The sequence below is a fragment of the Pediococcus siamensis genome (assembly GCF_047220215.1).
In the GTDB taxonomy this organism is placed as follows: domain Bacteria; phylum Bacillota; class Bacilli; order Lactobacillales; family Lactobacillaceae; genus Pediococcus; species Pediococcus siamensis.
Genome location: NZ_CP178375.1, coordinates 129,817 through 154,292 on the forward strand (window position 1 = coordinate 129,817; position 24,476 = coordinate 154,292).

Annotated in this window: 24 protein-coding genes; 13 read left to right on the plus strand and 11 right to left on the minus strand. The window is 38.7% G+C overall.

The window, feature by feature from the left end; all coding sequences use genetic code 11:
• Nucleotides 1-101 precede the first annotated feature (101 nt).
• Together ACLJJ6_RS00585 and ACLJJ6_RS00590 are read right to left on the minus strand one after the other, a co-directional pair.
• Nucleotides 102-587, minus strand: a complete 486-nt coding sequence (locus ACLJJ6_RS00585) for a hypothetical protein (protein ID WP_412989541.1) — start codon at nucleotides 585-587, stop codon at nucleotides 102-104.
• A 2-nt stretch (nucleotides 588-589) separates the two neighbouring features.
• A complete protein-coding gene (locus ACLJJ6_RS00590) occupies nucleotides 590-892 on the minus strand; it encodes a hypothetical protein (protein WP_412989542.1) in 303 nt (100 codons plus the stop codon).
• Nucleotides 893-1,187: 295 nt separating this feature from the next.
• Here ACLJJ6_RS00590 and ACLJJ6_RS00595 point away from each other — a divergent pair, with 295 nt between their 5' ends.
• The 7 genes from ACLJJ6_RS00595 (at nucleotide 1,188) to ACLJJ6_RS00625 (ending at nucleotide 10,867) form a co-directional block, all read left to right on the plus strand.
• Nucleotides 1,188-2,036 (plus strand): DUF72 domain-containing protein, encoded by an 849-nt coding sequence (locus ACLJJ6_RS00595; protein WP_412989543.1) that lies wholly within the window; start codon nucleotides 1,188-1,190, stop codon nucleotides 2,034-2,036.
• A gap of 114 nt (nucleotides 2,037-2,150) precedes the next feature.
• The gene (gene metG / locus ACLJJ6_RS00600) at nucleotides 2,151-4,181 is read left to right on the plus strand and encodes a methionine--tRNA ligase (protein ID WP_412989544.1); all 2,031 of its coding nucleotides are present in this window, start codon (nucleotides 2,151-2,153) and stop codon (nucleotides 4,179-4,181) included.
• A 101-nt stretch (nucleotides 4,182-4,282) separates the two neighbouring features.
• A complete protein-coding gene (locus tag ACLJJ6_RS00605) occupies nucleotides 4,283-5,068 on the plus strand; it encodes a TatD family hydrolase (protein WP_412989545.1) in 786 nt (261 codons plus the stop codon).
• Nucleotides 5,055-5,606, plus strand: a complete 552-nt coding sequence (gene rnmV, locus ACLJJ6_RS00610) for a ribonuclease M5 (RefSeq protein ID WP_412989546.1) — start codon at nucleotides 5,055-5,057, stop codon at nucleotides 5,604-5,606. Before ACLJJ6_RS00605 ends, rnmV begins: the two co-directional genes overlap by 14 nt.
• Before the next feature lie 9 nt (nucleotides 5,607-5,615).
• Nucleotides 5,616-6,494: a 16S rRNA (adenine(1518)-N(6)/adenine(1519)-N(6))-dimethyltransferase RsmA gene (rsmA, locus tag ACLJJ6_RS00615; protein ID WP_412989547.1), complete on the plus strand. Its 879-nt coding sequence runs from the start codon at nucleotides 5,616-5,618 to the stop codon at nucleotides 6,492-6,494.
• Between the two features lie 343 nt (nucleotides 6,495-6,837).
• The gene (locus tag ACLJJ6_RS00620) at nucleotides 6,838-9,459 is read left to right on the plus strand and encodes a PRD domain-containing protein (protein WP_412989548.1); all 2,622 of its coding nucleotides are present in this window, start codon (nucleotides 6,838-6,840) and stop codon (nucleotides 9,457-9,459) included.
• Between the two features lie 166 nt (nucleotides 9,460-9,625).
• Complete coding sequence (locus ACLJJ6_RS00625) at nucleotides 9,626-10,867, plus strand: ISL3 family transposase (RefSeq protein ID WP_412988180.1); 1,242 nt, start codon at nucleotides 9,626-9,628, stop codon at nucleotides 10,865-10,867.
• Nucleotides 10,868-11,056: 189 nt separating this feature from the next.
• On the opposite strand, the gene ACLJJ6_RS00630 is transcribed toward ACLJJ6_RS00625, so the two are convergent.
• Genes ACLJJ6_RS00630 through ACLJJ6_RS00650 form a run of 5 tightly spaced genes read right to left on the minus strand, consistent with a single transcriptional unit; the run spans nucleotide 11,057 to nucleotide 16,007 of the window.
• Complete coding sequence (locus ACLJJ6_RS00630; RefSeq protein WP_412989549.1) at nucleotides 11,057-12,544, minus strand: family 1 glycosylhydrolase; 1,488 nt, start codon at nucleotides 12,542-12,544, stop codon at nucleotides 11,057-11,059.
• Between the two features lie 16 nt (nucleotides 12,545-12,560).
• A complete protein-coding gene (locus tag ACLJJ6_RS00635; RefSeq protein WP_412989550.1) occupies nucleotides 12,561-14,030 on the minus strand; it encodes a glycoside hydrolase family 1 protein in 1,470 nt (489 codons plus the stop codon).
• A 2-nt stretch (nucleotides 14,031-14,032) separates the two neighbouring features.
• Nucleotides 14,033-15,349: a PTS sugar transporter subunit IIC gene (locus ACLJJ6_RS00640; protein ID WP_412989551.1), complete on the minus strand. Its 1,317-nt coding sequence runs from the start codon at nucleotides 15,347-15,349 to the stop codon at nucleotides 14,033-14,035.
• A gap of 18 nt (nucleotides 15,350-15,367) precedes the next feature.
• A complete protein-coding gene (locus tag ACLJJ6_RS00645; RefSeq protein ID WP_412989552.1) occupies nucleotides 15,368-15,670 on the minus strand; it encodes a PTS sugar transporter subunit IIB in 303 nt (100 codons plus the stop codon).
• Between the two features lies 1 nt (nucleotide 15,671).
• Complete coding sequence (locus ACLJJ6_RS00650; RefSeq protein ID WP_412989553.1) at nucleotides 15,672-16,007, minus strand: PTS lactose/cellobiose transporter subunit IIA; 336 nt, start codon at nucleotides 16,005-16,007, stop codon at nucleotides 15,672-15,674.
• A 298-nt stretch (nucleotides 16,008-16,305) separates the two neighbouring features.
• Between ACLJJ6_RS00650 and ACLJJ6_RS00655 the strand changes: the two genes are divergently transcribed.
• On the plus strand, nucleotides 16,306-16,734 hold the full coding sequence (locus tag ACLJJ6_RS00655; protein ID WP_412989554.1) for a DUF3284 domain-containing protein: 429 nt from the start codon (nucleotides 16,306-16,308) through the stop codon (nucleotides 16,732-16,734).
• A 121-nt stretch (nucleotides 16,735-16,855) separates the two neighbouring features.
• Here the strand turns inward: ACLJJ6_RS00655 and ACLJJ6_RS00660 are convergent, their stop codons facing one another.
• Complete coding sequence (locus ACLJJ6_RS00660; protein WP_412988599.1) at nucleotides 16,856-18,097, minus strand: ISL3 family transposase; 1,242 nt, start codon at nucleotides 18,095-18,097, stop codon at nucleotides 16,856-16,858.
• A 288-nt stretch (nucleotides 18,098-18,385) separates the two neighbouring features.
• On the opposite strand from ACLJJ6_RS00660, the gene ACLJJ6_RS00665 reads away from it, so the two are divergent.
• The 3 genes from ACLJJ6_RS00665 (at nucleotide 18,386) to ACLJJ6_RS00675 (ending at nucleotide 19,989) form a co-directional block, all read left to right on the plus strand.
• The gene (locus tag ACLJJ6_RS00665) at nucleotides 18,386-19,198 is read left to right on the plus strand and encodes a Cof-type HAD-IIB family hydrolase (RefSeq protein ID WP_412989555.1); all 813 of its coding nucleotides are present in this window, start codon (nucleotides 18,386-18,388) and stop codon (nucleotides 19,196-19,198) included.
• Between the two features lie 236 nt (nucleotides 19,199-19,434).
• Nucleotides 19,435-19,635, plus strand: a complete 201-nt coding sequence (locus tag ACLJJ6_RS00670; RefSeq protein ID WP_412989556.1) for a hypothetical protein — start codon at nucleotides 19,435-19,437, stop codon at nucleotides 19,633-19,635.
• Nucleotides 19,636-19,752: 117 nt separating this feature from the next.
• Entirely contained in the window at nucleotides 19,753-19,989 is a 237-nt protein-coding gene (locus tag ACLJJ6_RS00675; protein WP_412989557.1) for a Veg family protein, read from the plus strand.
• Nucleotides 19,990-20,128: 139 nt separating this feature from the next.
• Here ACLJJ6_RS00675 and ACLJJ6_RS00680 read toward each other — a convergent pair whose 3' ends face one another.
• Nucleotides 20,129-21,370 (minus strand): ISL3 family transposase, encoded by a 1,242-nt coding sequence (locus tag ACLJJ6_RS00680; RefSeq protein WP_412988180.1) that lies wholly within the window; start codon nucleotides 21,368-21,370, stop codon nucleotides 20,129-20,131.
• Between the two features lie 222 nt (nucleotides 21,371-21,592).
• Here ACLJJ6_RS00680 and ispE point away from each other — a divergent pair, with 222 nt between their 5' ends.
• Entirely contained in the window at nucleotides 21,593-22,447 is an 855-nt protein-coding gene (ispE, locus tag ACLJJ6_RS00685; RefSeq protein ID WP_412989558.1) for a 4-(cytidine 5'-diphospho)-2-C-methyl-D-erythritol kinase, read from the plus strand.
• A gap of 390 nt (nucleotides 22,448-22,837) precedes the next feature.
• Here ispE and ACLJJ6_RS00690 read toward each other — a convergent pair whose 3' ends face one another.
• Nucleotides 22,838-23,086: a hypothetical protein gene (locus ACLJJ6_RS00690; protein WP_412989559.1), complete on the minus strand. Its 249-nt coding sequence runs from the start codon at nucleotides 23,084-23,086 to the stop codon at nucleotides 22,838-22,840.
• A 28-nt stretch (nucleotides 23,087-23,114) separates the two neighbouring features.
• Nucleotides 23,115-23,777: a PAQR family membrane homeostasis protein TrhA gene (trhA, locus tag ACLJJ6_RS00695; protein ID WP_412989560.1), complete on the minus strand. Its 663-nt coding sequence runs from the start codon at nucleotides 23,775-23,777 to the stop codon at nucleotides 23,115-23,117.
• Nucleotides 23,778-23,918: 141 nt separating this feature from the next.
• Here trhA and ACLJJ6_RS00700 point away from each other — a divergent pair, with 141 nt between their 5' ends.
• The gene (locus ACLJJ6_RS00700; protein WP_412989561.1) at nucleotides 23,919-24,431 is read left to right on the plus strand and encodes a TetR/AcrR family transcriptional regulator; all 513 of its coding nucleotides are present in this window, start codon (nucleotides 23,919-23,921) and stop codon (nucleotides 24,429-24,431) included.
• Nucleotides 24,432-24,476 lie beyond the last annotated feature (45 nt).

Genomic DNA, 24,476 nt, shown 5'->3' on the forward strand with positions numbered 1-24,476 from the left:
GTCCACTTTGTGGCGGGTATTTTTAATTTTAAATGTTGTTTAATCAAAATGATAAAGCTAGTTGCTGCTAGTGGTGATTATCTGTGTAGTGATTGCAAAAATTATTCGCTAACTTTTAGTGTTTTGTGCGAGACTTGATTTAGGTGTTGAATGTACGATGATTGATTGTCATCTCTAAGTGCCTGATTTGTGTCCATATATAATTCGACTGTCCAGTGACTGACCTTGGTAGTTGGTGGTGTCAAAATGAGTCGATAAACAATGGGACAATTCTTGAGTGTCAAGAATGTATCCTTGTGCAGTTTAAGTTGTTGGTACTGCCGACTGATTTGCAAGGTTTTTGATGTTGCAAAAGTATAATCATACCAGCTGATACCGCTAAAAGGGCCAGTTGCTTCTTTGCGCACGGAACTTCTGGGCACAATGTTTGAATAGCCGTTAGCTTTTAGAGTTTTTACGATTTTTTGTTTGGCCTGATAGTTATCATAAGTGACTTTGGCAAGATAACTGCCAGTACCTACGAGAATCGAGAAAATGATGATGAGAAAACTGCTGAGACATTTGTGCCGCACCATGAATTTTCTCATAATCAGTAACTCCCAACTTTATAAGGCGCGTAAGCCTTATAAAAATAATTAGGTAATGATTTAGGTGTAATGAATGCTGGTGTCCCGGTTGCTACTTTTTTATTTCCAGTACCAAACCAGAATGCTTGCCAAACCATTTTTGAACAATAGCTTGGATTGATTTTTCCGGATAATATTCCATTTTGATAGGCCTGTTCCATACTAATTATTGTGGCGGCATTTATTTTTATATCAGGTATGACTAGAGTACCTAGTATAAAAGAGAAAGCCGCCATGATAGTGATTAAAAGTTGTTTGAAATGCATTATGTTACCCCCATATAAAGTGTGTGACACAAATGACCCCCACAATCTAATTTTATCATAATGAAAGCGCTTGTTGGCAAAAATCCTATCAAGACGTTTTGAACATTATTGATAAGTGTTGTCCATTTCTAATAAATTTACTTATGTCAGAACTTAATTAGGATCAGGAAAAAACTTGAACTTAATATTTATTGAATTAGCTTAGGTCATCATTCAACCATTTACATCTGACTATTTTTTGCGCCTTAAAACTGTGATAGACTAGGCATAAATATGGATAAATGAGGCTACAGAATTGATTACAATTGGGTTAACAACATGGACAGATCACCCTGCTTTGATTCAACAAGAAGAGCGTAAGGTCGAATTAACAGAATATGCCGGTTACTTTCCCGTCGTTGAGGTTGATACGTCATTTTACGGGATCCCGCGGATTACTACGGTTGAAAATTGGCAAAAAGCGGTTCCTGAAAAATTTCAGTTTATTCTCAAGGCCAATCAATTAATGACGCTACATGACGCTGCTGACGTCGATGATTATTTGTCAGATGAGCACCGGTTGGCTTTTACAGAATTTCGGAAAATGGTGCGGCCGCTGGTTAAAAGGCAACAGTTGAAGACGATTCTTTTTCAGTTTCCACCATACTTTAACTGTGTGACGGAAAATATTCGCTATTTGCGCGATGTGCGGGTCCTGATGGGCGACTTACCGATTGCGGTTGAATTTCGCAATGCAAGTTGGTATGATCCAGCCGTACGGGATGAAACGATGCTTTATTTAAAAAAGTTGAAGATGACCCATGTTTCTGTCGATGAGCCACGAACTGTTCAAAATGGGGTACCACTCGTGGCTACGGTGACAAATCCCCAACTAGCGATAGTTCGCTTGCATGGACAAAATGCCAAGGGATGGGCAGAAAAGGGTCCAAATTGGCGCAAAACGCGTACCCTGTATAAATATTCGGAGGCTGAATTGCAAGCCTTTGCACAACTTGCCCATAAGCTAGAAACGCAAGCCGACGAAGTGTGCTTTATTTTCAATAATAATAGCGGCAAAGATGCGGCTGGCAATGCCTTGCGTTTAAAGGAAATTCTTGGGATTAACTTTGAGGGTTTGGGGCCTTTGCAACTAGGCCTATTTTAGAGGGATTAATGACGGAAACAAGCTTTGCGAAGCGGTTCATTGTGCTATACTTAAAGTTAAAACAATTTAAATTAAACTATAAAAAAATTTGTGAAATTAGGAAGGATTTTTTCAATGGCAGATAAACCCACATATTATATTACAACTCCAATTTATTATCCGTCGGGGAAACTACACATTGGTAATTCATATACCACAATTGCCTGTGATGCCGAGGCCCGTTTTCAACGCTTAGAAGGAAAAGATGTCTTCTTCTTGACGGGGACCGATGAACACGGCCTCAAAATTGAACAAAAAGCAGAATCACTAAACACAACGCCCCAAGCTTACGTCGATGAAATGGCGGCAGGAATCAAAAAGTTGTGGAAACTGCTTGATATTTCGAACGACAAGTTTATTCGAACAACGGATGATTATCATGAAAAGGCTGTTCAAGAAATCTTTCAAAAACTGGAAGATAGCGGTGATATTTATTTAGGCGAATATGAGGGCTGGTACTCCGTTTCTGATGAAGAGTACTTTACGGAAACGCAGTTAGCCGAAGTGTACCGCGATGAAAATGGAACGGTGATTGGTGGCAAAGCCCCGTCTGGCCACGAAGTCCAAAAAGTAAAAGAGCAGTCTTATTTCTTTAAGATGAGTAAGTACGCCGATTGGTTATTACAGTACTATAAGGAACATCCTGACTTCATCCAACCAGCAACTCGTATGAACGAAATGATCAATAATTTCATTAAACCGGGCTTGGAAGATTTAGCCGTTTCGCGAACAACTTTCAACTGGGGAGTTAAAGTTAAAGACAACCCTAAGCATGTGGTTTACGTCTGGATCGATGCACTATCCAACTATATTACGGCACTCGGTTATGGAACGGCAGATCAGAGCAACTTTGAAAAATATTGGCCGGCTGACGTCCACATGGTGGGTAAGGAAATTGTGCGTTTTCACACGATTTACTGGCCAATCATGCTGCATGCCCTCGGATTGCCATTGCCTAAGCATGTGATTGGCCACGGCTGGTTATTGATGAGAGACGGCAAAATGTCTAAGTCGAAGGGCAATGTTATCTACCCAGAAACTTTGGTTGAACGCTATGGCTTGGATGCCCTGCGTTACTACCTTTTAAAAGCTATGCCATACGGCAACGACGGTGTTTTCACACCGGAAGACTTTGTTGATAAAATTAATTATGATCTGGCTAATGATCTAGGAAACTTGTTGAACCGGACCGTTGCCATGATTAATAAATATGAAAATGGTGTCATTCCAACCTATCAATCCGGCGTAACTGAATTTGACCAGGATCTAGAAGATACGGCTAAAACCGTGATTACTAATTACCGCAACTTAATGAATTCACTCCACTTTTCGGATGCACTTGCTGAGATTTGGAAATTAGTCAGTCGCTCTAACAAATATATTGATGAGACCGAACCTTGGGTATTAGCCAAGAGTGACACAGCGACAGATCAAGCTAAATTAGCAAGTGTTATGAATCATTTAGCTGAAAGTTTAAGAATTTTGGCCCATTTATTACAGCCAATTTTGACACAAGCACCAGCTAAGATTTTGGCTCAGTTGGGATTGAAACCACAGACGGTAGATTTAGTTGATTTGAAATTCGGTACAATACCTGCGGAAACCAAGGTAGTGGCAAAAGGCACACCGATTTTCCCACGTTTGGATGTTAAGGCCGAAGTAGCCTTTATTAAGGCACAGATGACCAAATCTGATAAGAAAAAAGGCCGTGCAGCTATGGAAGATGCTAAAAAAGCGGCACAGGCTGATTCCGAAACTGAATTAGTTTCGACCAAAAAACCAATTCGAATTGAAGCTTTTGACAAAGTTGAGATTAAAGTGGCTGAAATTAAGGCGGTTGATCACGTTGAAGGTGCTGATAAGCTACTGAAGTTTAAGTTGGACGCGGGAGACAAAGGTGACCGTCAAATTCTTTCGGGGATTGCCGAATACTATCCAGATCCAAGTGTTCTGGTAGGCAAGAAAGTGTTGATTGTGGCCAACTTAAAACCACGGAAGATGCGGGGCGAAATCAGCCAAGGCATGTTGCTATCAGCAGAACATGAGGGCCATATTCAGGTTGTTGAAGTTTCAAAAGACTTGATTAACGGTTCTGGTGTCGAATAAAAAAAGTTGTTTTGTGAACAAAATGATGAATTGAAACCAATTTAAGACAAAGTGAACACCCAATCCTGTCTTAGATTGGTTTTTGTTAAGTGGAGGTATTAATGCAATTATTTGACTCACATACCCATTTGAATGACCCAGCGTTTAAAGGGCAGGAAGAAGCCTATTTGGCCCATGCACACAAACTGGGCGTGGCTAAACTTGCCATGGTCGGCTCAAACGCGGAATTTAATGCGGCAGCGATCGCGTTAGCACACCGTTTTTCTGGCGTATATGCCGTGGTGGGCTGGCATCCAGAAGATGCAAAGAATTATCATGAACCACAAGCGGCAACTTTACGAGAGCAGCTTCAAGATCCGCAAGTTGTCGCGTTAGGTGAAATTGGCCTTGATTATTATGAAACAAGTTCGCCGCGCAAAATTCAGCGCCGCGTTTTTGAAGCACAGTTAGAATTGGCAAGCGAACTTAAAGTGCCAGTTGCCATCCACAATCGGGATGCATTTGAAGATACTTACGCCATTCTAAAAAACGCGCATGTCGAGACCTTTGGTGGCGTGATGCACAGTTTTAATGGTAATCCAGAGTGGTTGGATAAGTTTCTGGCGCTAGGCATGCACATTTCTTACAGTGGTGTGGCGAGCTATAATTCTGCCCATGAGGTCCATCAATCTGTTCGCCAAACACCCAGCGATCGGCTAATGGCAGAAACGGATGCCCCTTATTTAGCGCCAGTACCATTTCGGGGTAAACAAAATGAGCCCGCGTACACACTCTACGTGGTGGAAACCTTGGCGCGCTTGCGGGATGAAGACCCAGATCTCACTGGAAAATTGACGTATGAAAATGCTAAAGCATTCTATAGGATAAGTGATCATGAAAAAAATTAAAGAAGTAATTGTCGTTGAAGGCAAAGATGATACGGTCCGCATCAAAAAAGCAGTTAATGCGGACACACTGGAGACAAGGGGCTCAGCCATTTCGGAAGAAACGATTGCCCAGATTCGCCGTTTGCAAGAACAGCGCGGGGTGATTGTGTTTACAGATCCTGATTTTTCGGGTGAGAAAATCCGGAAAACCATTTCGGCTGAAGTGCCCAATGTCAAACATGCCTTTTTGGCGCGTCGGGATGCTGTTCCTAGCAAAAAGGGCAGCCTCGGTGTGGAACACGCAACTCCCGAAGCCATTCGCGCGGCCCTGAGTAAAGTTTATCCGGAAACTGCGGATGCACCACTACAAATTACACGTGAAGACCTGTTAGATGCCGATCTGATTGCCGGGACGCACGCTAAACAACGCCGTGAGGAACTTTGTGAGTTACTGAATATCGGTTATGTGAACGGCAAACAATTAGTGAAACGATTGCAACTTTTTCAGATTAGCCGTGATACTTTTTTTGATGCAGTTGCTAAATTGGATATTAAATAAGGAGTTAAGATGACCAAAGAAATTGATATTGCTGATCCTATACGGACACGCGGAATTTTAGAACGGTATGGCTTGAGTGCCAAAAAAAGTCTCGGCCAAAATTTCTTGACCCGACCCCAAATTTTGAAAGATATTGTGGCGGCTGCCGAAATTACGGAAGCAGATGATGTGATTGAAGTGGGACCAGGGATTGGCGCACTGACGGAACAGTTAGCCCGCCATGCTCACCATGTTTTGGCGTTTGAAATTGACGAAAACCTATTAAATGTCCTTGATGAAACACTCGATCCTTATGACAACATTACGATCGTCAATGCGGATATTTTACAGGTCGATTTGCCCAAGGTGGTGGCAGAACATTTAGACGGCAAACACACGTTAAAAGTGGTTGCCAATCTCCCTTATTACATCACAACTCCCATTCTCAAGGGCTTGTTGCAAAGTGACATTGAATTAGACCAGATTGTTGTGATGATGCAAAAGGAAGTCGCGGATCGCCTGAACGCACATCCGGGAGAAAAAGAGTACGGGTCGTTAAGTGTGGCGATTCAGCTAGAAATGAACGTTAACGTAGAATTTGAAGTACCAAGAACGGCATTTATGCCCCAACCTAATGTCGATTCGGCAATTGTGAAGTTAACCCAAAGAGAGCCGTGGCCAGTGCAGCCATACTCAAAAGAGGCCTTTTTCAAACTGGTGCATGGCTGTTTTGCGCACCGGCGGAAGACTTTGTGGAACAACTTACTTGGTATCTACGGCAAGGCGCCAGAAACGAAGGAAGCTTTGACCAGGCATCTGGAAAAAGTGGCGATTAAACCTGGTGTTCGTCCAGAGAGGTTGTCAGTGGTCGATTTTATTCGTTTGACCAATGAGCTTAAAGAAAAATAATTTCATTAAAATAATGCTTTCCAATTTCGAGTTCACACACGAGATTTTGGAGGCATTTTTTAGTTATTGAGTTTCAATTATGAAGATTTCGGTGTTAAATAAAGCGCATTTATTATAATTGTTCTGTAAATTATTTATTTAATCGACCAAATTAGAATGTTTTTGTTCTCTGAATTCGATCTGACGCTCGTAATCGCGCGCATTAAAGATGTAGAATAGGTACTTCTTTTCAGAATTTTTTGATTATTTAGAGTTGTAATCCGCATAAATTGATGATAGTTTGATTATAAAACGCTTTCCGAAACGATATGTTAAGTGATTTATCCATATGGGAGGTCCTATTTTGAAAAAAAGTAAAGATATCATTTATGATTTTGTGAGAGAGAAGGAATATTCAAATGAAGAGTATCGTAATGGCTTAACCACTAAATTTATTTCCGAAACGTTGCAATTGCAGCGCTCAAATACGAGTGCAGTGTTAAACCAGCTTGTGCATGAAAGAAAATTGAAGAAAATCAATAGTCGGCCCGTTCGCTATTTGCTTGCAGAAAAATCGGATAATGATCCATTTTCAGAATTGGTGGGTGCTAATGGAAGTTTAAAGCAAGCCATTCAACTTGCAAAAGCAGCTGTTCTTTATCCCAGTGGAAATTTAAATATACAGCTTACGGCACAACCCGGATGTGGAACATCAGTGTTTGTAAAAAAGATAATCGAGTTTGCTGAAAAAAATAAGGTTATTAAGCAAAATGGTCCCAAAATTCATATTAATTGTCGTAATTATGCTAATGATATTCATTCTTTAGATAAGAAGCTGTTTGGCGAGGCAAGCGATCATTCGGATAGTTGTTTTAACAAGGGGACAAATGGGGTTATTTTTATTAATCATTATGAATACCTTGATGCTTCTCAGCAGGCAAAAATAATTGATCTGTTGGATACAACTAGCATGTATCCAGATTTTTCTGATGAGAAAAACTCTTCTCAAAAACCACCATTTTTAATTTTTTCTTGTTCCTCACAAAATCAACGTCCTATAGAACAAAAAGTTCCAGTTACAATCACATTGCCGACTTTAGAAAGCCGTTCACTTACAGAAAAGCTGGAACTGATTAATTTGTTTTTTATGGGTGAAGCGCGAACTGCCGGAAGGAAAATAGTAGTCCCACTTGAAGTTTCGGAAGCTATCTTGCTAGCAGATTACGTTCATAATGTTAAAGAATTATTTACAACAATCATAATGGCATGTGCCAGTGCCTATGTAAGAGTTGTAAGTTCAAATGAGCAGGCCATACAATTGTCTTTAGATGATCTGAAGCCCATAACACGCCAAGGGCTGTTGAAAGTGAAAGAGAATGAAGCCGCATTAGCTACAATATTTGGTAATTCAGAAACTGCAATTTTTGATGCTGAAAAGGATTCTAAAAAGAGTTCGCAAACAATTAAGCAAGATTTATACGGGAATATTAATAAACAGTATACAACCCTGGTTGATAAAGGATTTAGTGGTGAAAACATTAAAAATGTTATTACCGAACATATTGATAGATTATTTTCTAAATATAATTATTATGACTATCTCGACAATAATACCAATCAAGAACAATTGGCTAAAATTGTGAATCCAAATATTATTAAGATTGTTCAAGCTTGGTTGGAGTCAAGCCGAAAATTACTAAAGAGAAATTTTGAAAATAGTGTGTTTTACGGGTTGTGTTTACATATTAATTCTTTGTTGATGATGAAAACCAATGTAGAAAGGATAAGCGAGCCTCAAAGTTATCATTTGATTAAACAATACCCAAATGAATATAAGGAAACGATCAAGTTAGCACAGGTGTTACAAAATGAGTTAAATTTAAATCTTTCTACTGGTGAAATTGCCCTACTAATGATGTTCATAATTGAACCAAAGATGAAAAACGATACGGGGCATCCTGTGTTGCTCTATATCATGCATGGGAGCGCAACGGCTTCTTCATTGATGGAAACTACAAATTCTTTGAATCAAAATCATTATGCTTTTGCATATGATATGAATCTAGACGTTAGCACTAATATTGCAATGAAGGAAATTTCCTCGCTAATCAAAAAAATTGATCAAGGAAAAGGAGTTATCGTAATTTACGACATGGGGTCTATCAAGACGATGTTAAACGCAATTAGTGAAAAAGTTAACATCAAAATTCGTATGATTCAAATTCCAATTACGTTAATCGGAATTGACGCCGCCCGAAAAAGTTCAATGGAAACAGATATTGATTACGTCTATCATTTAATCACAACAGATATGCGACACCTACAAGAAAAGAAAGAACATAAGCAAGAGCTTATTATCACACTTTGCCATACCGGTGAAGGTGGTGCAACTCAATTAAAAGACTATATTGAACAATATTCAAAACTTGATATGCACGTAAAAGCGTTAGCAATGTCAAATAAGGAAATGCTAACGGAAAATGTGATGGATTTACAAAAAATTTACAATATCCATGCTTTCGTTGGTACTTTTAATCCAAAATTGTTTGGTATTCCATTTATTCCAATTAATAAAATTTTTGAAAGTAGTAGAGATAATCTTGACCAAATACTAATGTTTAAACCGATTCTCTCGCAAACGTATGCTTATGACCGAATTTATGATTATTTTGAGAAGCAATTTAAATACGTTTCCGTTTCTTTATTGAAAGGAACTTTACCAGACTTGATGGATAAACTTTGTTTGGCATATGATCTACAAGAAGAACAACGAATCGGACTTTTTGTGCACATTGGAAGTATGGTCGAGCGAAATTTGTCTGGAGAAATTATTGATTCTAATCCTGATACAGATGATATAATACAAACGCATGATGAGGATTATAAATTCATACGAAAAATTATTAAAAATATTGAAAATACTTTCCATATTGTTGTAAATGACGATGAAATTGCTACACTGATTATGATAGTAAGAAAAATATAAGATGTTATCTTCTGAAATTGAAAAAGAGTTCTAGACAATTAGGGGTCTACACTTTCTGGTATTGGTGAATAACTGATACCAGTTTTTATTTTGAAAAAAAAAAGGACATTTGCCCTCTTTGTGTTACGATTTAATCGCCAAATAAAATCGAAAAGAGGAAAAACAAATGTCCCTAACTAATTCTATCCTAAGCCTATTCGAAATAACAGACCCTAATTTAACTGTAACTGAGATTACTAAGGAACATTATCCCAATGGGCAACACGTTCATGTCGTTCACGCTATCCTTTCCTATCAACTTTTAAAATGTCCTCATTGTGGCCATAAATCTCTAATCAAAAATGGAACTCACATTGGCCATCTAAGATTGGGAACCTTATCAGGTGGACGTTATGAGATGCAGCTAAAACGACAAAGATATCAATGTAAACGGTGTTTAAAAACCTGTGGTGCTCAAACTAACCTCGTTAAACGTAATGAAACTTTTACGCATAATGTGAAACATCAAGTAATTGTTCTGGCTCGGGATATGCTGACCAGTAAAGAAATCGCTAAGATTTGTGGGATTTCACCAAGTAGTGTTCAACGCATTTTAAATGCGAATATTCACTTAGCTTATCGTGTTAAAACACTCCCCCAAAATCTTTGTTTTGATGAATTCCGTTCCTGTAATCATCTAATGTCCTTTAACTGTTGCGATGCCGTTAGTCATCGCCGCATTGTGATTCTTAAGGATCGCCTTAGTAAGGATATCATTGATTACTTTGAAGCTCGCTATTCAGTTCAAGAACGTATGAAAGTTCAAACAATCACCGTTGATATGAATGCTGAGTATGCTGGCTTTATTCATCGGTTATTTCCTAAGGCAATAACCATCATTGACCGTTTCCACATTATTCAACTTGCCGGTCGGGCACTGGATAACGAACGTACACGTGTGATCCATACTTTTCAAGATAAGCATTCCCGAGTTTATCGCATTCTAAAATCGCAATGGCGTTTGTTCCATTTGGCAGAAGAAAAGGTCAATGATACTAAACTTATCTATTTACACGGTATCAACGAATACATGACCCAACAGAACGCCATTGACCTAGCCTTAGATGAATTTCCAGAATTTAAAACTGTGTATCAAACCTATCAAGGAATTCTAACAGCCATTCAACAAAAAGATGCGGTTGGATTTAAAACCTTGATTGCCAACTACAAGGCGGCTGGCAACCAAATGGATATTACTATCTCAACTTTAATAAAGAATGGTCCTGCTGTTCTCAATAGTTGTCGTTATCCGTATTCCAACGGTCCTATTGAAGGACTAAATCGTAAAATTAAGGTGTTAAAGCGTAGCTGTTTTGGTTTTCAAAATATTCATAACTTTTTCATTCGTATCAGTTTAATTTATGCGTAAACAAAAAAAGCACATTCACCGAAGTGAACATGCTTTTCAAAAATCTCCACCAATACAATTTGACAGAGACCCACCGATTTCTACAAACGCATACAAAAACAATAAAAATGACAAGTTTTCCACTCGCCATTTTTACTAAGATACTAACTGAATGTCACCAATTATTTTCCCGTTAATTAACGGTCTCACTTAGTTGCTTAAATCTTCCCCGTTTGAGGCAATAACTTTCTTATACCAGTAGAACGAGTCTTTCGGTGTCCGTGCCAGACTCCCGTTACCCTTATCGTCGCGATCCACGTAGACAAAGCCGTAACGTTTCTTCATTTCACCAGTACCGGCAGAAACAAGATCAATGCAGCCCCACATGGTGTATCCCATCAGATTAACCCCATCAATTGTAACGGCATCCCGCATTGAGGCCAAATTTTCCTGTAGGTACTCGATTCGGTAACTATCGTGAATTTTACCATCGGCGTCTACTTGGTCATTCCAACCAATCCCGTTTTCAACAATCCAAAGTGGTTTGTGATAACGGTCAAACAGCGTATTGAGTGCTAAACGCAAGCAGTCTGGATCGGTTGCCCAGCCCCAAGCATTGGTCTTTAGATACGGATTCTTAACTCCAGACATAAAGTTGCCAGCACCGCCACTAACATCTTTGTGCGTTGTGACCACATTCGAACCATAACAAGAAAAACTCAAGAAGTCAGCCGAATATTTTGCCAGTAAGTCATAGTCTTCAGGAGTGTCATTGAGCGTGATTCCTTCACGCTCATACTGTTTCAAACGGTAATTGGGATAGTGACCACCCGTTTGAACATCGGAATAAAAGAAGGTGCTCTGCATGCCGGTCATGACCTTTAATTGGTCTTTCGGGTCGCTGGAATAGGCGTATAGAGGTCCATAGGCCAACATTTGACCTACTTTCATTTCTGGATCAAATTCATGGGCAAACTTAACCACTTTGGCACTTGCTACAAACTGGTTGTGTGCGGCTTGGGCTCTATTTTGCGCCGTACCATCAATGACACCACCAGCCATAAAAGGTGCCATATCCATAATATTAATTTCGTTAAATGTAAGCCAGTACTTCACTTTACCTTGATAGCGTTTAAGGACCGTTGTTGCATATTTCACATAAAAATCAATCACTTTGCGATCTACCCAGCCATCATAGTTAATGGCCAGTGCTAGTGGTGTTTCATAATGTGACAGGGTCACTAGTGGTTCAATGCCGTGCTTTTGGCATTCATCAAAAACGTGATCATAAAATGCCAACCCCTGTTCATTAGGTGTTTCATCATCGCCATTCGGAAAAATTCGTGCCCAGTTGATACTCAAACGGAAAGTTTTGAATCCCATTTTGGCCATCAATTCGATGTCTTCCTTGTAATGATGATAAAAATCAGTGGCTACATGACTTGGATAATATTCCCCATCCAGTACCGCTGGCTGTGCGCCTTCTGGGACTGCACGGCCATCACCACCAAATCCAAAGTCCGTACTTCCGGTTTCACCAGTTTGCGGGTTCTTCCAGGTCACGCGCCGGGGCTTATCGTTCGCGCCAGCCGTCAACACATCTGATGTGCTTAACCCTTTACCGCCTTCCAGATAACCACCTTCATATTGATTGGCAGCTGTTGCGCCACCCCACAAAAAATCCTTAGTAAAAGCCATGATTAAACCACCCTTCTTATTCTTCACGCTGTCCTAAATCCTGTCCGTTGGAATGAATGACATTTTTATACCAGTAAAATGAATCTTTTTTATACCTTGCTAAGGTTCCATTGCCTTGATCATCGCGGTCCACATAAATCAAACCATATCTCTTAGACATTTGCCCAGTACCAGCGGAGACTAAATCAATGCATCCCCAACTTGTATATCCGATCAAATTAACCCCATGGTCAATTGCTACTTCCATTGCCTTAATATGTTCGCGCATATAATCAATCCGGTATGGATCATGAACCTTACCATCCTTTTCCAGTTTATCGATTGCACCTAAGCCGTTTTCAACAACCATTAAAGGCAAGTGATAACGATCATAGATCATTTCTAAATAGTACTGAAGTCCTAGGGGATCATCTGCCCATTGCCACTGAGAATAATTTAGGTACGGATTCTTCACTCCCATGGAGAAATTTCCACCAACCTTTTCATCATTATCATGAGTGGTGATAACACTAGACATATAATAAGAAAATGTATATAGGTCAACGGTCCCTTTTTTCAAATCCGATAAGTCACTCTCTGTGATGTCTAGCTCCACATGGTGCTCTTGCCATAACCTTTTTGCAAAGCTAGGATAGCTCCCCTTGCACTGTACATCTCCACTATAAAAAATATTTTTCTCCCATGCATATCGATTAGCCAAAATATCTTTGGGATCGGAAGTCAGTGGATAACTAACAATGCCACAAATCATGCAACCAATTTCAAATTGAGAATTAATTTGATGTCCCTCATAAACAGCTTTTGCGCTGGCAACATACTGGTAATGCAACTGTTGATAAGCATTTTGGTAAGCTTGGTCATTACTCTCTTGACTTAGCTCTAGAAACATAATTGTGGTATTAATTTCGTTAAATGTTAACCAGTATTTAACTTCGTTCTTATACTCTTTAAAAAGTGTTTTAGCAAAATGAACATAGAAATCAATCATTTTCCGATTAGACCAACCTCCATAATGCTCTTCGAGGTACAATGGCGTTTCATAATGCGAAATCGTCACTAAAGGTTCTATATCATATTTTTTTAATTCTTGAAATACTGAGTGATAGAATGCAAGCCCCTTTTGATTGGGTTGAATTTCATCCCCATGTGGAAAAATTCGCGACCATGAAATTGACATTCGAAAAACTTTAAATCCCATGTCTGCCAATAAGGCAATATCCTCTTTGTAATGATGATAAAAGTCGACACCGATATGGTTAGGATAATACTGACCTGGAAGGACGGCTCCTTTCGCATCCTTCGGGATTACTTTTCCTCTTCCAACTTTTCCATCCTCAAACTTATAAGTTACTAAACGACTCTGATCCAAGGATCCTGCTGTCGTAATATCCATCATTGAAAGGCCACGGCCGCCTTCTTTGTAAGCGCCTTCAAATTGATTAGCAGCAGTTGCTCCTCCCCAAAGGAATTCCTTAGGAAAGCTCATTACTATTCCTCCTCTACCTGTTCATTTTTTGCTTCACTAGCTGCAGCCTGAGCTTCCTTTGCAACCAGTTGTTTTTCATAGACTTTGAAGAATGGATACCAAACAAGCGCTGATGGAATTAGCATTAAATAATCACCAATAGCATTTTTCCAACTCAACGTACTTAAGTAACTACCAAATCCCATTGGTAACAGCGCGGTAATAACAATCCAACCAGGAATAAAGAAGCCAACTTTATATAGGACCAATGCACAAAGCATCACAACTGGAATATTCAAAACATATGGAATACTCATAATTGGATTATACATGATTGGGATACCGAAAGTCATGGGTTCATTAATATTAAACCAGCCAGGAATTGAAGAAATTTTTCCTACCGCACTCAACTGTTTAGACTTGGATCGCATCGCCAGTAATGCTAGAGGCAATGTATTCCCAGTCCCGCCTGCGATTGCCATGTAAGCAAATAACATTACGGGGTAAAAAATTACTGGCTTACCTGCTGCATGTAGTGCTGCATTAGCTGACACAGCTTGAATTGATAAAGGCATGATAATCGAGCCGACAATCATAGTACCATGAATTCCGAAAGTCCACAGTAATGCTCCAAAGATACAAAGAATAAAGATCCCTACCGTTGAGGTTAATGCCCCAAGTGGTACTGATAGTAATGCCATAAAACCGGAACAAATTGTGTATTTACCATTTGTTAATACAGTCACTAATAATGAACTAGCTAAGAATAGAACAGCGTTAAAAAATAAAGGCAAAATTGAAGCAAATCCATCTTGTAAAAATTGTGGGACAACATCCGGCATCTTTATCCGCACATTTTTATCCTCACAGAATTTTTCAATTCTAACTGAAACCCAAACGACAACAAATCCGATAAACATCCCCTGTGCGCCCAAGTAAGTCATATCAATCGTGTAAGTACCCGCTTTGGTTACAATTAAAGTCCCAGCAACGATTAAAAATGAGAATAAGGCATCAATACTATGCATAATTGGTGTTTCCATTTTCAAGTTCTTAGAGTAATTATACGCCAAAAACAAAACTACCCATAAGGACAATGAATTCATTGAAAATTGATATGGAATATTTAAATAATTATATAAAACACTGTTTGCTGATAACACTTTAAACATCGTGGGACCTAACACCGAAGTAATAATTTGAAAAATAGCACCTACCATTAAAACTCCCATCAAGGACATCATAGCTGCTTGTAAGGCAGTGATAAATGTGTTCGACCCTAATTTTTGACCGAATTTTTGTAGGCCACTCATTAACTTACCATTGAAAAATTTCTCCATGTTGTTTACCTCCTATCTTTATTTGTTTTGCGTAACCAGCTTATTGGCTAATTTAAAAATATTCTCACTATTCCCAACAGCGTAATCAAAAGATGGGATTGCATCAACTGGGAGACCTGTATTTTCTTTAACTTCATTCATTCGATAGGATACTTGTGGTCCCATAAGAATGACGTCAAAATTTTGATAGACATCTTCATAAGCAGCTAAGCCCACAGCCTTAATTGTTGCTCCCAAATTATTTTCGTCGCTATATTTTTCCAACTTTTTCATTAGAATACTTGTTGACATCCCACCGGCACAAACTAGTAAAATTTTCATGTTAATCCTTCCTTTCAAATTTTTTATACATATTTACCATCTCTGTAATTAGCTCATTAGCTAACATACTGGTCATAAAATGATCCTGCGAATGAATCAGTAGAATACTAAATTCTGTTTTCTTCCCATTCGCTTCATCAACCAATAAAGTTGTTTGTACATCATGAGCTTTTGCAATCGATTCATTGGAGCGTTTTAATAAGTCCTCTGCTTTATCAAAATCACCCTCATGAACTGCATCCAAAGCTTTAAATGCTAATGATCGGCCATCCCCTGAATATGCAATAATTTCCATTGCAATATTTTGGTCCTCAGAATTATATTCTTGTTCTTCCATGGTTTCGCCTGCTTTCTTTTTTAATTCAAAGTAAGCATAACGATACTATTTTGCTTTTGCAAAAAGTGCTTACATTCTAGTGTATGAATTTAATTTAAACACTATGGTACGGTATTTGTAGCTTTGCAAAGAAAAGATAAAAAAAAACGGTATAAATCGTTTTTTTCTCACAAGTGTATACAAAAATCGAATGTATCCCAAACAGTGTATAAACAAACGGCCAAAGTGTATCTTTTTCTGTGAATTCACGTTTTTGCGCATATTTGCTACTTCAATTAAATCGCCATATAATGACGATATGAAATTGATTAGAACAATAGACGTCTCTTCTGAGGAGTTTTACGATTACCTTGAGTCCCAGCTTCTGAAAGACATTAAAGTTAGCACTGGTCATTTATTGACACCAAAAAATATAAAAGGAGGCCTTATATACAAGAAACGGCCAAAGAAAACACAAGGTGTACTAACTATAAAAATCGATGACTATCAGCGTGGATATAAATATCAGGTAACCTCGAAATCACCACTAGAACAAGTGACCGTCATATACACAACCGAGAGCATTAGTGAAAGACAAACCAAAGTTACACTTATCGAAAACATTAGTAGTTATAATCCCAATAAGCATCATTTATTTATCAGATGGTTTAGTGAAGCCTCGTTTTTAGGACGAATGTCTGATACTGTATTTGGTATCGAAAAAGGAATTTTAGATCAACGAGAATAAAGTAAAAAGAGCTCTAAGCAATTAAGTAGATGCCAGTACATCTAATTGTGGGTCTCTGTCAAATTGTATTGGTAGAGATTTTTGAAAAGCATGTTCACTTCGGTGAATGTGTTTTTTTTGTTTACGCATAAATTAAACTGATACGAATGAAAAAGTTATGAATATTTTGAAAACCAAAACAGCTACGCTTTAACACCTTAATTTTACGATTTAGTCCTTCAATAGGACCGTTGGAATACGGGTAACGACAACTATTGAGAACAGCAGGACCATTCTTTATTAAAGTTGAGATAGTAATATCCATTTGGTTGCCAGCCGCCTTGTAGTTGGCAATCAAGGTTTTAAATCCAACCGCATCTTTTTGTTGAATGGCTGTTAGAATTCCTTGATAGGTTTGATACACAGTTTTAAATTCTGGAAATTCATCTAAGGCTAGGTCAATGGCGTTCTGTTGGGTCATGTATTCGTTGATACCGCGTAAATAGATAAGTTTAGTATCATTGACCTTTTCTTCTGCCAAATGGAACAAACGCCATTGCGATTTTAGAATGCGATAAACTCGGGAATGCTTATCTTGAAAAGTATGGATCACACGTGTACGTTCGTTATCCAGTGCCCGACCGGCAAGTTGAATAATGTGGAAACGGTCAATGATGGTTATTGCCTTAGGAAATAACCGATGAATAAAGCCAGCATACTCAGCATTCATATCAACGGTGATTGTTTGAACTTTCATACGTTCTTGAACTGAATAGCGAGCTTCAAAGTAATCAATGATATCCTTACTAAGGCGATCCTTAAGAATCACAATGCGGCGATGACTAACGGCATCGCAACAGTTAAAGGACATTAGATGATTACAGGAACGGAATTCATCAAAACAAAGATTTTGGGGGAGTGTTTTAACACGATAAGCTAAGTGAATATTCGCATTTAAAATGCGTTGAACACTACTTGGTGAAATCCCACAAATCTTAGCGATTTCTTTACTGGTCAGCATATCCCGAGCCAGAACAATTACTTGATGTTTCACATTATGCGTAAAAGTTTCATTACGTTTAACGAGGTTAGTTTGAGCACCACAGGTTTTTAAACACCGTTTACATTGATATCTTTGTCGTTTTAGCTGCATCTCATAACGTCCACCTGATAAGGTTCCCAATCTTAGATGGCCAATGTGAGTTCCATTTTTGATTAGAGATTTATGGCCACAATGAGGACATTTTAAAAGTTGATAGGAAAGGATAGCGTGAACGACATGAACGTGTTGCCCATTGGGATAATGTTCCTTAGTAATCTCAGTTACAGTTAAATTAGGGTCTGTTATTTCGAATAGGCTTAGGATAGAATTAGTTAGGGACATTTGTTTTTCCTCTTTTCGATTTTATTAGGCGATTAAATCGTAACACAAAGAGGGCAAATGTCCTTTTTTTTTTCAAAATAAAAACTGGTATCAGTTATTCACCAATACCAGAAAGTGTAGACCCAAATCGGTCTTGATAAGTATCCTATTACTTTAAGGTGGACTTAAAGTTGACATAATGCAGTATTTGCTTTTTTCAATTTAGGAAAGTACCGTGTGTAATGGCTTATGGTGATATTTACTTTTGCCGTTTTTGAAGAATTAGAACTATGAAAAGAGGGCGAACTAATGGCAATCAAATTAATTGCGTTAGATATTGATGACACATTATTAAATTCAAGTGGTGAAATTTTACCAAGTACAGTAACCGCAGTAAAAAGAGCGGTTGAGCAGGGCATTAAGGTAGTTTTGTGCACAGGAAGGCCGTTAGCAGGGGTTTCTCCCTTTTTGAAAGAGCTTGGAATCAAAACGGCAGATCAATATGTGATTACTTATAACGGTGCAGTAATTGAGTCAGTCACCGGCAAAGTCGTGGCAAAACATTTGGTAAGTAATCATTTCTATCGCGTTATGACTAAATTTGGTCAAGCACACCACATCCCATTTAATGTCTTGGATGAACACAGTGTTATTTATACGGCTGACCACAATGTAGATGCCATCACGGTAGTCCAAGCGTGGGAAAACAAGGCAGGCCTGCTCATTCGAACACCTGATGAATTGCCACAAGATTTTGAAATTGCCAAAGGGCTTTTTGTTGGTGAAGAAAAGATGCTGGATGAAGTGGAACCATTAGTGACACAGACATTTGGCAAGGACTTGTATGTGGTTCGGGCTGCAAGAAACTTCTTGGAATTAATGAATCCCGCTGTAAGTAAAGGGAAGGCTTTGGCAGAGCTGGCAAGAAAATTAGAAATTACTAAAGAGGAAGTTATGGCTGTCGGTGACGAAGGTAATGATATTGCGATGTTTGAAGCTGCGGGGACTGCAGTTTCAATGGGAAATGGTAGTGAATTGGCTAAGGCCCATGCCGATTACGTGACTGGTAGCAATGATGCTGGCGGACTTGCTGATGCCATTAAAAAATTCGCGTTAAATTAATGAAATGGCAGCTTATTTTTGAGTATTTTGACCGTTATCCTGACTGAAGGACCAATACCGATCATAACTAGTTGCTAGTCTGAAAAGACAGGTGCCTCAGCGTTTACCATGATGATATGTAAATGTGTTCACTTCTTGTAGGAAGTGGGCATTTTTTATTCAGTTTCATATTTAAATTAAGTGAAAAAAAGTCTGACGTTGGTACTATAATTGATAGTAGGGAGAAGGTGATTTCATTGGCTGAAAGGTTAACTGGCGTTGCGGCTTTACTATTGGCAATGTGGCAATTTTATTCTGTTTACAAGTCGTTTAGATATTTAAAGCAGCATGGCGACAAGCAAACCCCGGCATTTGTGTTAGTATCCTTATGGAGCGGTGCTTTCTTCGGCCTCGTCATGGTTTTTATTGGGTTTATGCTGATGCTAAAACATTTTTAACTAATTTAACTCAATCATTTAATTCAAAATACTGGTTGCGGTCCAAAAAGGGTTGTGGTATAATTTGTGCTTTTTGTGAAACTATGGTATAATGTTTCACATGGGAAGGTGATGCCAATGCCAAACACACTAGCCACGATTAAGTCAAAGTTAGACAGCAAAGTCGGAGAAGAAATGATGGTCGTTGCCCAAGCTGGACGTAAAAAAATTACGAAGCGTCATGGAATTCTCCACAAAACGTATCCAGCGGTTTTTGTTGTTGATTTAGATCAAGATGAAAATTCGTTTGAACGGGTTTCATATAGTTACACAGATATTCTTACAAAGAACATCGAAATCGCATTTGGTGAATAAAAATAATTGGGCCTTGAAGGTCTTTTTATTTTGCCAAAATTTAGTGAGATTTTGAGGTTCTTTTTATGGGTCTCTGTCAAATTGTATTGGTGGAGATTTTTGAAAAGCATGTTCACTTCGGTGAATGTGCTTTTTTTGTTTACGCATAAATTAAACTGATACGAATGAAAAAGTTATGAATATTTTGAAAACCAAAACAGCTACGCTTTAACACCTTAATTTTACGATTTAGTCCTTCAATAGGACCGTTGGAATACGGATAACGACAACTATTGAGAACAGCAGGACCATTCTTTATTAAAGTTGAGATAGTAATATCCATTTGGTTGCCAGCCGCCTTGTAGTTGGCAATCAAGGTTTTAAATCCAACCGCATCTTTTTGTTGAATGGCTGTTAGAATTCCTTGATAGGTTTGATACACAGTTTTAAATTCTGGAAATTCATCTAAGGCTAGGTCAATGGCGTTCTGTTGGGTCATGTATTCGTTGATACCGTGTAAATAGATAAGTTTAGTATCATTGACCTTTTCTTCTGCCAAATGGAACAAACGCCATTGAGATTTTAGAATGCGATAAACTCGGGAATGCTTATCTTGAAAAGTATGGATCACACGTGTACGTTCGTTATCCAGTGCCCGACCGGCAAGTTGAATAATGTGGAAACGGTCAATGATGGTTATTGCCTTAGGAAATAACCGATGAATAAAGCCAGCATACTCAGCATTCATATCAACGGTGATTGTTTGAACTTTCATACGTTCTTGAACTGAATAGCGAGCTTCAAAGTAATCAATGATATCCTTACTAAGGCGATCCTTAAGAATCACAATGCGGCGATGACTAACGGCATCGCAACAGTTAAAGGACATTAGATGATTACAGGAACGGAATTCATCAAAACAAAGATTTTGGGGGAGTGTTTTAACACGATAAGCTAAGTGAATATTCGCATTTAAAATGCGTTGAACACTACTTGGTGAAATCCCACAAATCTTAGCGATTTCTTTACTGGTCAGCATATCCCGAGCCAGAACAATTACTTGATGTTTCACATTATGCGTAAAAGTTTCATTACGTTTAACGAGGTTAGTTTGAGCACCACAGGTTTTTAAACACCGTTTACATTGATATCTTTGTCGTTTTAGCTGCATCTCATAACGTCCACCTGATAAGGTTCCCAATCTTAGATGGCCAATGTGAGTTCCATTTTTGATTAGAGATTTATGGCCACAATGAGGACATTTTAAAAGTTGATAGGAAAGGATAGCGTGAACGACATGAACGTGTTGCCCATTGGGATAATGTTCCTTAGTAATCTCAGTTACAGTTAAATTAGGGTCTGTTATTTCGAATAGGCTTAGGATAGAATTAGTTAGGGACATTTGTTTTTCCTCTTTTCGATTTTATTAGGCGATTAAATCGTAACACAAAGAGGGCAAATGTCCTTTTTTTTTTCAAAATAAAAACTGGTATCAGTTATTCACCAATACCAGAAAGTGTAGACCCTTTTTTATTACGCAAGTGATGCCAAGGGGCACTGGTACTTTAGACGGTTTTTAAGTATAATTGTGATAAAATACTGGATTAGCAAACTAGGTGATTGCATGGAGACGACGGAAAAGGCCCCAGCGAAATTAAATTTATTTTTAGATACACCCTATAATCACTCAGATGGACTTCAAGAATGGAATATGGTGATGACATCCGTAGATCTGGCAGATTACGTTAAAATTGAAACCAAGCCGGGGAAACGGGCCATTAGTGTCCATACCGATACGGGCTTTTTACCCAATGATAGCCGTAATTTGGCATTTCAGGCGGCTAAGCTTTTACAGCAGGAATTTCACGTGCAAGCTGGTGCCAAGATTCGAATTACCAAAAATATTCCCGTGGCTGCGGGAATGGGCGGCGGTTCCTCGGATGCAGCCGCCGTATTACGTGGATTGAATAATCTCTGGAATTTAGGTATCGCGCCGGTTAAACTGGCAGAGCTTGGCTTACAAATTGATTCGGATGTCCCGTACTGCGTGTATAGTCAGACGGCACACGTCTATGGAAAAGGGGAACAAATTCAGCTTTTACGCAAATTGCCCGGAATGTACTTTGTGATTGCCAAGCCAAAATTGAGTGTGTCGACGCCGAAAATTTTACGGCAGATCGATCATGCTCAGTTGAAACATTTGGAAATTCAAGGGATGTTGGAAGCTGTTAAACAGGGTGATTTTAATGCGATTTGTCAGAACCTGGGTAATGTATTGGAACCTTTAACAGGTCAGATGCACCCTCAGATTCTCCAACTTAAAGAACGCATGCTAAAATACGGTGCGGAAGCCGCTCAAATGAGTGGCACCGGACCGACTGTTTTTGGCATTTGCCGTAAAGAAAGCCGGGCTCAGCATCTGGTTAATAGTTTAAAGGGATTCTGTCCCGAGGTGTATCTGGTAAGGCCGTTGAATTAGTGTAAGTCATCCATTGGGGTGGCTTTTTTTGTAAAGAAATGGCTTTTGTCATGGGCGTTTATGCATATGACAAAAGCCATTTTGATGAGTAAAAAATTAGAGCTACCATTGAAAAATGACAGGTAATCTCTTTCGTAATTGTAAACACACCCAATCAGACGCTTGTCCAAAGTGGCATTCCTAACCAACCGGTGGTGTGTAAAGTCATGCTGGTTCGTAACTTTTTTCATTGATGATGAAAAAGGTAACACTGGCGAAAACCAAGTAAAATTACTTAAATGCCAACAAATAAGCTCAGCAAATGACTTCGCTACAAAGTCGCCTTTCCAGAGGTACAGGTGCTAGCTTTGACAATGGTAAAATTTCGGCACCAAGTTTTTAAGGGGCAGTCTAGTAATAGCGCCGAAAAATAAGAAATAGTAGCCCCGTGCCGATGACAATTAGGAAAAACATTAGACCTAAATTGAGCCAAGAAAAATGGCGTGATAAATACATGGAGCCGCCTGCCAAACTTAAACTAACGGCAATTAAAATGAAAATTAAGGAAATGGGAAAGCCAAACCGGTAAAGAAAATAAGCCATGATTACATAGCCAAAAAGATATTGAATAATTGGAAAATTAGAATTTGGGCGTTTCATTAGTCAGCCTCCGTCTTTTCTTGATACTCTAAATATATAACAAAATCGAGAAAAACATGAGTGCAGCGCCCACCAAAACTAAAATGTGCCACCAGACATGAACATACTTGACGTGGGGGATGTTATAGATTAAGCCGCCAAGGGAAAAGGCGACCCCGCCCGCAACCAGCAGACTAATTCCGATGACACCTAAGCTTTCATACAGTTGTTTCGCGCCCACTAGACATAGCCAGCCCATCAGTACATAAATAAGTGTTTCCACTTTTTTGAATTTACCGACAGCAAAAAATTGAAAAATAATCCCACCAATTGCTAACAACCAGATAATGACACAAAGACTGATCCCCAATGTGCCCCGGATGGCTAATAGACAATAGGGTGTGTAAGTTCCTGCAATTAATAAATTAATACTGTCATGATCGAGAATTTGGAAGACATGACTAGCTTTCGTGAAATACAAACTATGAAACATAGTGGAAGAAAAAAATAAGACTAATAAACTGCCGCTATAAATAGAGTAAGCGACTAAATCGAGCGGTTTTCCGAGCTCAGTAGCTTTGATAATGAGTAGGACTGAACCGACAATGCTTAAAAAGAAACCCAAACCATGCGTAATGGCACTCCAAATTTCGTTTAATAATTGTGCGTGGCGAATAGTTAGTTGATTTTTGAGTTGTGATGTTGGTTTCATAAAACGATCCTCCGTTTCAACTAGATATTATATACCAATCATCTAGTGTTTAAAACTAGATCATCTCCAAAAACCGCAAATTATTTTATTTTGGTTGAAAATGGTATGATATTAGAAAGAGTTAAAGTAAAGAGGGAAATCATGACAAAGCGTTCGAGTACAAAACAAAAAATAGTGACAGCTTTATTTGAATTGATGAAAACACATTCGGTGGATGAAGTGACAGTTAGCGATATTTGTAAACAAGCCTCGGTTTCGCGCATGTCCTACTACCGGAGTTTTAAATCTAAACAACAAATTCTTGAATATCAATTTGACGAAGTTTTTCAAGAATTCTTTAGTTATTTACAAGTCATGAATAATCACGACATGACGGCCTTTTTGGATGCCTTTTTTACTGTGATTCGGCGCCATCGCGGTACGGTTAATATCTTAATTCAAGCTGATCTAGTGGGCATTATTTTAGAAAAGCTGCAATTTTACATCACGGATTTGGTGGCAAAAGATGTTTTAAAAATCCGCGATCGGGCGTCAAAAATGTGGATTGCCTTTGTGGCTGGCGGGTTAACTCAGATGATCGTGGAATGGGATAAAGATGATATGATCGAATCGAATGCAGAAATGGTCATGATCGCACGCAAATTCTTACGATAGCAAATAGCCAGAGACCAGCGGTAAATTAACTGGTACGGTACCTGA